The 8956-nt window shown below is 68.1% G+C and carries 6 protein-coding genes and 1 pseudogene; 5 read left to right on the top strand and 2 right to left on the bottom strand.

The features are described from left to right. Window positions 1–132 precede the first annotated feature (132 nt). Window positions 133–690: a methylated-DNA--[protein]-cysteine S-methyltransferase gene (ogt, locus tag TSH20_RS33565; protein ID WP_109157632.1), complete on the bottom strand. Its 558-nt coding sequence runs from the start codon at window positions 688–690 to the stop codon at window positions 133–135. 342 nt (window positions 691–1032) lie between these two features. Between ogt and TSH20_RS33560 the strand changes: the two genes are divergently transcribed. The 5 genes from TSH20_RS33560 (at window position 1033) to hydA (ending at window position 7293) form a co-directional block, all read left to right on the top strand. Then, entirely contained in the window at window positions 1033–2343 is a 1311-nt protein-coding gene (locus TSH20_RS33560; protein WP_109157633.1) for an NAD(P)-dependent oxidoreductase, read from the top strand. Window positions 2344–2360: 17 nt separating this feature from the next. Next, window positions 2361–3644 (top strand): NAD-dependent dihydropyrimidine dehydrogenase subunit PreA, encoded by a 1284-nt coding sequence (gene preA / locus TSH20_RS33555; protein ID WP_109157634.1) that lies wholly within the window; start codon window positions 2361–2363, stop codon window positions 3642–3644. Between the two features lie 38 nt (window positions 3645–3682). Then, window positions 3683–4951 (top strand): Zn-dependent hydrolase, encoded by a 1269-nt coding sequence (locus tag TSH20_RS33550; protein WP_109157635.1) that lies wholly within the window; start codon window positions 3683–3685, stop codon window positions 4949–4951. Between the two features lie 189 nt (window positions 4952–5140). Next, complete coding sequence (locus TSH20_RS33540) at window positions 5141–5836, top strand: TetR/AcrR family transcriptional regulator (protein ID WP_247871696.1); 696 nt, start codon at window positions 5141–5143, stop codon at window positions 5834–5836. Window positions 5837–5850: 14 nt separating this feature from the next. Next, window positions 5851–7293 (top strand): dihydropyrimidinase, encoded by a 1443-nt coding sequence (gene hydA / locus TSH20_RS33535; protein ID WP_109157637.1) that lies wholly within the window; start codon window positions 5851–5853, stop codon window positions 7291–7293. Between the two features lie 209 nt (window positions 7294–7502). On the opposite strand, the pseudogene TSH20_RS33525 reads toward hydA, so the two are convergent. Then, window positions 7503–8956: pseudogene (locus TSH20_RS33525) on the bottom strand (hypothetical protein); the annotation flags it as partial.

The following is an 8956-nucleotide window of genomic DNA, read 5'->3' as shown; positions in this document are numbered from 1 at the left end:
CCCCGCTCACGCGCAAACTTCGTTTGCGCTGACGCGACAGGCGGACCTTTGGTCCGCCGAAAGCGGGGAGAGGGTTAGGGTGAGGGGGACGCACAGCGAGGATTCTCGGGATCGCCACGCAATGCATCCCCCTCACCCCGACCCTCTCCCCGGGGGGGAGAGGGAGATTTCCCCCACCACCGCCCCCTCATGCGCCAGCAGCCAGCGCTTGCGCTCCACCCCGCCGCCATAGCCGGTCAGCGCCCCGCCGGAGCCGATCACCCGATGGCAGGGCACCACGACGCTGATCGGGTTGGCGCCATTGGCATGCCCCGCCGCCCGCACCGCCGCCGGACGTCCGGCCAGTGCCGCCAGTTCGCGGTAGGAAATGGTCCCGCCGCAGGGAATACCGCGCAGCGCCGCCCAGACAGCGCGCTGGAACGGCGTTCCGCCAGTGCGCACCGGCAACCGGTCGATCACCGCAAGCTCGCCCGCGAAATAGGCATCCATCGCCCGCGTCAGCCCGCCTGGATCGGCGGACGGCCGCAATTCGTAACCGCCGGGATGGTGCAGGCGCAGCAGGCGGTGCAGCCGGTCCTCATGGTCGGTCCAGTCGATGGCGCGCAAGGCGCCGTCGGTGTCGGCGATCACGATCAGTTCGCCGATGGGCGTGGCGGTGCGGTCGATCAGCAGGTTGGACGGAGCGGACATGACGGCACCCTCTATCCTCTCGCATAAAGCGCTGCCGAAATTGAAGGCAGCGGCGCCACGATGCAACCCTTTGATACGGCGTAATTTCCTGTTCCCACTCTCCCCATTTTCCATGCGTTTCTTGCGCTACGCCGCCAAAAGAGGCGCCGAAAGGCTGAGTTGCGTGCAATCCGCATGGCTGGCATGATGGAGCCATGCCTGTCCATATCGTCAGTTCTTGACCGAACAGTCAGCTTTTCCGCCGCCTCTGTGCCTTGGCAGTGCTGGGTGGTTCTCTTGGCACGCGGGTTGCTGACACTTCGGTAGACACGCCGCTCTGCGACCGAAGGGAAGCCATCCGCCATGACCCTGATCGCTACGCTCGCCGACACCGAAGACGACCGCGCCTCACCCTACACCGACCTGAGCCCGGCGATGACGCCGGTGCAGGCGCTGGCCGAGTCGAACCGTTGCCTGTTCTGCTTTGATGCCCCCTGCATCAAGGCCTGTCCGACCGGAATCGACATCCCGGCCTTCATCCGCTCGATCGCCACCGGCAACCTGAAAGGCGCCGCGACGACGATCCTGTCGGAGAACATCATGGGCGGCACCTGCGGCCGGGTCTGCCCGACCGAGACGCTGTGCGAGCAATCCTGCGTGCGCAACCGGGCGGAGGACCGACCCGTCGCCATCGGCCGGCTGCAGCGCCACGCCACCGACCGACTGATCGACGGCGAACCGGCCCACCCCTTCCCCCGCGCCACCGCGACCGGCAAGCGCGTCGCCGTGGTCGGCGCCGGCCCGGCCGGCCTGTCCTGCGCCCACCGCCTCGCCACGCTCGGCCATGAGGTGACGGTGTTCGAGGCGAAGGCGAAGTCCGGCGGCCTCAACGAATACGGCCTCGCACCCTACAAGATGGCCGATGATTTCGCCCAGCGCGAGGTCGCCTTCATCCTCGGCGTCGGCGGCATCAGCGTGGAGCATGGCCGCAGGCTGGGCGCCGACCTGTCGCTCGACAGCCTGCGTGCCGATTACGACGCGGTGTTCCTCGGCGTCGGCCTCGGCGCCAACAACCGCCTCGGCATCCCCGGCGAGGAGCGGGCGGGCGTCGAGGACGCCACCGCCTTTATCGAGCGTGTGCGTCAGGCGTCCCCCGGCCAGCCGCCCGCCGTCGGCCGCAGCGTCGTGGTGATCGGCGGCGGCAACACTGCCATCGACGCCGCCATCCAGGCAAAGCGCCTGGGCGCGGAGGACGTGACCCTGGTCTATCGCCGCGGCCGTGCCCAGATGGGCGCCACCGCCTGGGAGCAGGAGTTGGCCCAGACCGAGGGCGTCGTTCTCAAGACCTTCGCCGCACCCAAGGAAATCGGCGACACCACCATCACCTTTGAGCGCACCCGCCTGTGCGACGGCAAGCTGTCCGGCACCGGCGAGACCTTCACCCTCCAGGCCGACATGGTGCTGAAGGCGGTCGGCCAGAAATTGTCGGCCGACGCGCTGAACGGGCTGCAGGTCACCGGCGGCAAGATCGCCATCGACGGCGCCTACCGCACCACGTTGGCGAAAGTCTGGGCCGGTGGCGATTGCGTCGCGACGGGTGAGGATCTGACGGTCCAGTCGGTGCAGGACGGCAAGCTCGCCGCACTCGCCATCCACAGCCACCTGACCGCCTGAGGAAAGGGAGCCACATCATGGCCGATCTTCGCAGCACCATCGCCGGCATCCGCTCCCCCAACCCCTTCTGGCTGGCCTCCGCCCCGCCGACCGACAAGGCCTACAACGTCGTCCGCGCCTTCAAGGCGGGCTGGGGCGGTGTCGTCTGGAAGACGCTGGGCGAGGACCCGCCGGTGGTCAACGTCTCCAGCCGCTACGGCGCGCATCTCGACACCGACCGCCGGATGATCGGCTTCAACAACATCGAACTGATCTCCGACCGGCCGCTGGACGTGAATTTGCAGGAGATCATCCAGGTCAAGCGCGACTGGCCCGACCGTGCCATGGTCGTCTCGCTGATGGCGACCATGACCGAGGCGGCCTGGGCCGGGCTGGCACGCCGCGTCGCCGAGACCGGGGCGGCCGATGGCCTGGAACTCAACCTCGGCTGCCCACACGGCATGTGCGAGCGCGGCATGGGTTCCGCCATCGGGCAGGTGCCGGAGATGGTGGAGCAGGTCACCCGTTGGGTAAAGAACGCCGTCAACCTGCCGGTGATCGTCAAGCTGACCCCCAACATCACCAACATCCTGTGGTCGGCGGAAGCGGCCAAGCGCGGCGGCGCCGACGCGGTGTCGCTCATCAACACGGTGAACTCCATCGTCGCGGTGGATCTCGACGCCATGGCCCCGACCCCGGTGGTCGACGGCAAGGGCAGCCATGGCGGCTATTGCGGCCCGGCGGTGAAGCCGATCGCGCTGAACATGGTGGCGGAGATCGCCCGCAACCCCGACACGCGCAGCCTGCCGCTCAGCGGCATCGGCGGCATCACCACGTGGCGCGACGCGGCGGAGTTCCTGGCGCTGGGCGCCACCAACGTGCAGGTCTGCACCGCCGCCATGACCTACGGCTTCAAGATCGTCGAGGACATGATCGGCGGCCTGTCGAACTGGATGGACGAGAAGGGATATCGGACCCTTGACGAGCTGAGCGGCCGGGCGGTGCGCAACGTCGTCAACTGGAACGACCTGAACATGAACTTCTCGACCAAGGCGGTGATCGACCCCGCCTTGTGCATCGATTGCGGCCGCTGCCACATCGTCTGCGAGGACACCTCGCACCAGGCGATCCGCATCGACCAAGGGGAAGGCCGCCGCGTCTTCACCGTGGTCAACGAGGAGTGCGTCGGCTGCAACCTGTGCAGCCATGTCTGCCCGGTGCCGGACTGCATCACCATGGTGCCGGAACAGACCGACCTGCCCTACGTCACCTGGCCCAACGACGCCCGCAACCCGATGCGCGTCCCCGAAGCCGCCGAATAACTGCCGCCTCATAAGAACGACGTTCAGGAGAGAGCAACATGTCCACCCCGCAGAATGTCGCCGTGAACGGCTCGCGCCTGTGGCAGAGCCTGATGGACATGGCGCAGATCGGCGCCACGCCCAAGGGCGGCGTGTGCCGGCTGGCGCTGACCGACCTCGACAAACAGGGCCGCGACCTGTTCGTGCGCTGGTGCGAGGAGGCCGGCTGCACGGTCTCCGTCGACAGGATGGGCAACATCTTCGCCCGCCGCCCCGGCCGCGACGACAGCCTGCCCCCGGTCATCATGGGCAGCCATCTCGACAGCCAGCCGACCGGCGGCAAGTATGACGGCGTCTATGGCGTGCTGGCCGGGCTGGAGGTGGTGCGCAGCCTGAACGACATGAACTACGTCACCGAGGCGCCGGTGGAAGTCGCCGTCTGGACCAACGAGGAGGGCTCGCGCTTCGCCCCGGCCATGGTGTCGTCCGGCGTCTTCGCCGGGGTGTTCGATCTGGACTACGGCCTGTCCCGCGCCGACCTCGACGGCAAGACGATGGGCGAGGAGCTGGCCCGCATCGGCTATGCCGGCGACCAGGAGGTCGGGGGGCGCAAGGTCGGCGCCTATTTCGAGGCCCACATCGAACAGGGTCCGATCCTGGAGATCGAAGGCAAGACCATCGGCGTCGTTACCGACTGCCAGGGCCAGCGCTGGTACGAGATCACCTTCACCGGCCAGGAGGCCCATGCCGGCCCGACCCCGATGGTCCGCCGCAAGGACGCGCTGCTGGGCGCCGCGCGCGTGGTCGATGCGGTCAACCGGATCGGCCTGAAGTACGGCCCGCTCGCCTGCGCCACGGTCGGGCTGATGCAGATCCATCCCAACAGCCGTAACGTCATTCCCGGCCGCGTCTTCTTCACCGTCGATTTCCGTCATCCCGACGACGGCATCCTCGCCGCCATGGACGGCGAGCTGCGCGCCGAGGTCGAGCGCATCGCCGGCGAGATTGGGCTGGAGACCGATTTCCAGCAGATCTGGTACTACGCCCCGATCAAGTTCGACGAGACCTGCGTCGCCGCCGTCCGCAAGGGGGTGGAGCGCACCGGCCACAGCTTCCGCGACATCGTGTCGGGCGCCGGCCACGACGCCTGTTACCTGTCGAAGGTCGCGCCGACCGCCATGGTCTTCATCCCCTGCATCGACGGCATCAGCCACAACGAGGTCGAGGAGACGACCCCGGAATGGTCGACAGCCGGCTGCGAGGTGCTGCTGCACGCCGTGCTCGACCGTGCCAACGCCATGGCCGAACAGGTGAAAACCCCCGCGTGATCCTCTCCCTCTCCCGCCCCGGGAGAGGGAAGGGGCCCATGCGGAGCATGGGAAGGGTGAGGGGTCAGGCACGAAGCCATGCGGTTCAGAATTCTTGGATCACCCCTCACCCTCCCCACGCCTACGGCGCGGGTCCCCTCCCTCTCCCGGGGCGGGAGAGGGCTTTGAACAACAGCAATGGCGAACGCGATGGCGCGAACGGCTGCCGAAACCACCGACACCACGTCGCCCCAGGGCCGCATCCGGCGTGAGAACATCGAGCGCATCCTGAAGGCGGCCGAGCGCGTCTTCGCCGAGGCCGGCTTCGCCGGCGCCACCATGGCCGACATCGCCGAGCGGGCCGGCCTGCCCAAGGCCAACCTGCATTACTATTTCGGCACCAAGGAGGATCTCTACCGCGCGGTGCTCGACAACATCCTGCGGCTGTGGCTGGCGCCGATCGCCTCCTTCACCCCCGACGCCGACCCGGCGGCGACGCTGACCGCCTACGTCACCGCCAAGATGGAGGCATCGCGCACCCGCCCGCACGCCTCCAAGGTCTTCGCCAACGAGATCCTGCATGGCGGGACCCAGGTCGAACGCTTCCTGGCCGAGGATCTGAAAGCGCTGGTCGACGCCAAGGCCGCGGTGATCGACGGCTGGGTCGCCGCCGGCCGCATGGCCCCGGTGGACGCCCGCCAGTTCCTGTTCATGATCTGGGCGGTGACCCAGCATTACGCCGACTTCGACGTCCAGATCCGCAAGGTGCTGGGCCGCCGCAGCCTGACCCGCCAGGACTTCGCCGCCATGACGGCGGAGGTGCTGCGGCTGGTCCTGCGCGCCGCCGGCCTGCCTGAACCTGACCTCTCCGAAACGCCCACCGACTCCGTCCCACAAAACCTCTGAGGGAGCGCCCGAGCATGTCCACCATCCTGATCCGCGGCGGCACCGTCGTCACCGCCGAGCACACCCGCCGCGCCGATGTCCTCTGCCAGGACGGCATCATCGCCGCGGTGGGCGACACTCTCGACGTGCCGGCGGGGGCCGAGGTGGTGGATGCCGGCGGCTGCTACGTCATGCCCGGTGGCATCGACCCGCACACCCACATGGAACTGCCCTTCATGGGCACGGTGACGACGGAGGATTTCTTCAGCGGCACCGCCGCCGGCTTCGCGGGGGGCACGACGATGATCATCGACTTCGTCATCCCCAACCCGAAGCAGAGCCTGATGGAGGCCTACCACACCTGGCGCGGCTGGGCGGAGAAGGCGGCCGGCGACTACAGCTTCCACGTCGCCGTGACATGGTGGGACGAGAGCGTGCGGCAGGACATGGGCACGCTGGTCGCCGACCATGGCGTAAACAGCTTCAAGCACTTCATGGCCTACAAGAACGCCATCATGGCTGATGACGAGACGCTGGTGAACAGCTTCCAGCGCTGCCTGGAGTTGGGCGCCATCCCCACCGTCCACGCCGAGAACGGCGAACTGGTCTTCCAGCTCCAGAAGAAGCTGCTGGCCCAGGGCCTGACCGGTCCGGAGGCGCACCCGCTCTCCCGCCCGCCGGAGGTGGAGGGCGAGGCCGCCAACCGCGCCATTCAGGTGGCGAAGGTGTTCGGCGTCCCGGTCTACATCGTCCATGTCTCGGCCAAGGAAGCGCTCGCCGCCATCGAGCGCGGCCAGAATGACGGCCAGCGCGTGTTCGGCGAGGTGCTGGCCGGCCATCTGCTGATTGACGACGGGGTCTACCGCAACACCGACTGGGACTTCGCCGCCGGCCACGTCATGAGCCCGCCCTTCCGCCCCAAGGAGCATCAGGACGCCCTGTGGCGCGGTCTCCAGGCGGGGCACCTGCACACCACCGCCACCGATCATTGCTGCTTCTGTGCGGAGCAGAAGGCGATGGGCCGCAACGACTTCACCAAGATCCCGAACGGCACGGCCGGCATCGAGGACCGCATGACCGCGCTGTGGACCCACGGCGTGAACACCGGCCGACTGACGATGAACGAGTTCGTCGCCGTGACCTCCGCCAACGCGGCGAAGATCTTCAACCTCTACCCGCGCAAGGGCTCGGTCAGCGTCGGGGCCGACGCCGATCTGGTGGTGTGGGATCCGAAGGCGACCAAGACCATCTCGGCCAAGACCCAGATGCAGAAGGTGGGCTTGAACATCTTCGAAGGCATGACCGTCACCGGCACCCCGGCCTACACGCTGAGCCAGGGCCGCATCGTCCATGCGCTGGGCGAGAGCCGCGCGGTGCGCGGCGCCGGCCGCTACATCAACCGCCCCGCCTTCCCGCCGGTCTACGAAGCGGTATCGAAGCGCAACGCCCTGAACGTTCCGGTCGCGGTGGAACGGTAAAGCGATAGGGCCCGAAATCCCCTCTCCCCCCCGGGGAGAGGGTTAGGGTGAGGGGGACGCACAGCAAGGATTTTCGGTATAGCCACGCCGCGCATCCCCCTCACCCCGACCCTCTTCCCGCTTTCGGCGGACCGAAGGTCCGCCTGTCGCGTCAGCGCAAACGAAGTTTGCGCGTGAGCGGGGGAGAGGGAGCGGTCAGATCCCCCCGATCACCCCACCGAACTGGCGAACAGGAAGTTCTCCGCCGTCAGGCTGTTGCGGTCGACGCCCATCAGCTTGATCGAGTTGAAGGTACCGAGTTCGATCGACAGGTCGGCGCCGTTCTGCGCCGAGTGGGTCAACACGTCGTTCAGGCTGGAGAAGCCGGAGATGCTGCGGAGATCGACGACGTCACCGCCGGTGCCGGCCTGGAAATCGCCGATGCAGTCCCAACCGTCGCCGGGATTCTGGACGAAGGTGTCCCGACCGGCGCCGCCGACCATGTAGTCGTTGCCGCCGTTGCCGGTGATGGTGTCGTTGCCGCTGCCGCCGGCCAGGAACTCCCCGGCCGAGGTGCCGGTGATGGTCTGGCCGGTGGGGCCGGTGGACCCGCCCGTGCCGCCCCCGGTGGAACCGCCCGCCGTCGTGAAGGAGAAGTTGGCGGCGGTCAGGCTGCTGCGGGTGACGTTGGCCAGGATGGCGCTGTTGCCGTTGTCGAAGCGGACGACGGTGTTGGCGCCGTCCTGAACGGTGACGGCCATCACCGAGGCGAAGTCCTTCAGCCCGCTCCAGCCGGCGACGTTCAGCACGTCGCCGCCGCTGCCGGCCTGGAAGTCGCCGATGTAATCCCAGCCGTCGCCCGGCTTGAAGACGAAGGTGTCGCTGCCGGCGCCGCCGACCATGTAGTCGTTGCCGGCGTTGCTGATGATGGTGTCGTTGCCGCTGCCGCCGGCCAGATAGTCGCGGGCGTCGGTGCCGGTCAGGGTCAGACCGCCCGTTCCCCCCGTACCGCCACCCGTGCCGCCACCGGTGCCGCCCCCGGTATCGCCGCCGCCGGTGGACCCGCCGGAACCGGCCTGCCCCAGCGTGATGGTGTTGCCCGACAGGCTGATGTCCGAGGCGGCGAAGCTGCCGGCGATGCGCAAGGTCATGTCGGCACCGGCGGTGGAATCCAGGCCGACATGGACCAGCGTGACGCCGTTCACCGTCTCCGCCTGAACCTGTCCGGCCTGCAGCGCGCTGCCGGTGCCGGACCCGACGCTGCCGGACAGCGACGCCCCGGCGATGGCGAAGGCGTCGCCGGTCACGGCACCGGTGACGCTGGTGAAGCCGTTGGCCTGGGCCGCCGTCATCGTCACCGTGTGGCGCTTGCTTCCGGTCAGGGCCAGCGTCTCGACGCTGGTCAGCGTCATGCCGCTGATGTCGATCTTCGGCGAGGCGACGTCGGTATAATATTCCAGGTCGTAGCCGTTGTAGCTGGTCAGGTTGTCGGACCGCAGTTCCAGCGTGTCGGTGCCGGTGCCGCCGTCGAAGCTGACGGTGCCGGCGTCATACTGGCTGACCACGATGTAGCGGTCGTTGCCGCCCTCGCCATAGAGCGTGTCGGCCTGGGTCTGGGCATAGCTGCCCGAGCTGACGATGCCGGCCAGGATGGTGTCGTCGCCGTCGCCGCCATGGATGGTGT

The sequence above is a fragment of the Azospirillum sp. TSH20 genome (genome assembly GCF_003115935.1).
In the GTDB taxonomy this organism is placed as follows: domain Bacteria; phylum Pseudomonadota; class Alphaproteobacteria; order Azospirillales; family Azospirillaceae; genus Azospirillum.
Note: the sequence above shows the minus strand (reverse complement) of the source record. Positions and strands in the feature narration are given on the sequence as shown.

Coding starts and splice junctions, on each gene's coding strand:
- hydA (WP_109157637.1), top strand. CDS start 5,851: ATGTCCACCATCCTGATCCGCGGCGGCACCGTCGTCACCGCCGAGCAC.
- TSH20_RS33560 (WP_109157633.1), top strand. CDS start 1,033: ATGACCCTGATCGCTACGCTCGCCGACACCGAAGACGACCGCGCCTCA.
- TSH20_RS33550 (WP_109157635.1), top strand. CDS start 3,683: ATGTCCACCCCGCAGAATGTCGCCGTGAACGGCTCGCGCCTGTGGCAG.
- TSH20_RS33540 (WP_247871696.1), top strand. CDS start 5,141: ATGGCGCGAACGGCTGCCGAAACCACCGACACCACGTCGCCCCAGGGC.
- preA (WP_109157634.1), top strand. CDS start 2,361: ATGGCCGATCTTCGCAGCACCATCGCCGGCATCCGCTCCCCCAACCCC.
- ogt (WP_109157632.1), bottom strand. CDS start 690: ATGTCCGCTCCGTCCAACCTGCTGATCGACCGCACCGCCACGCCCATC.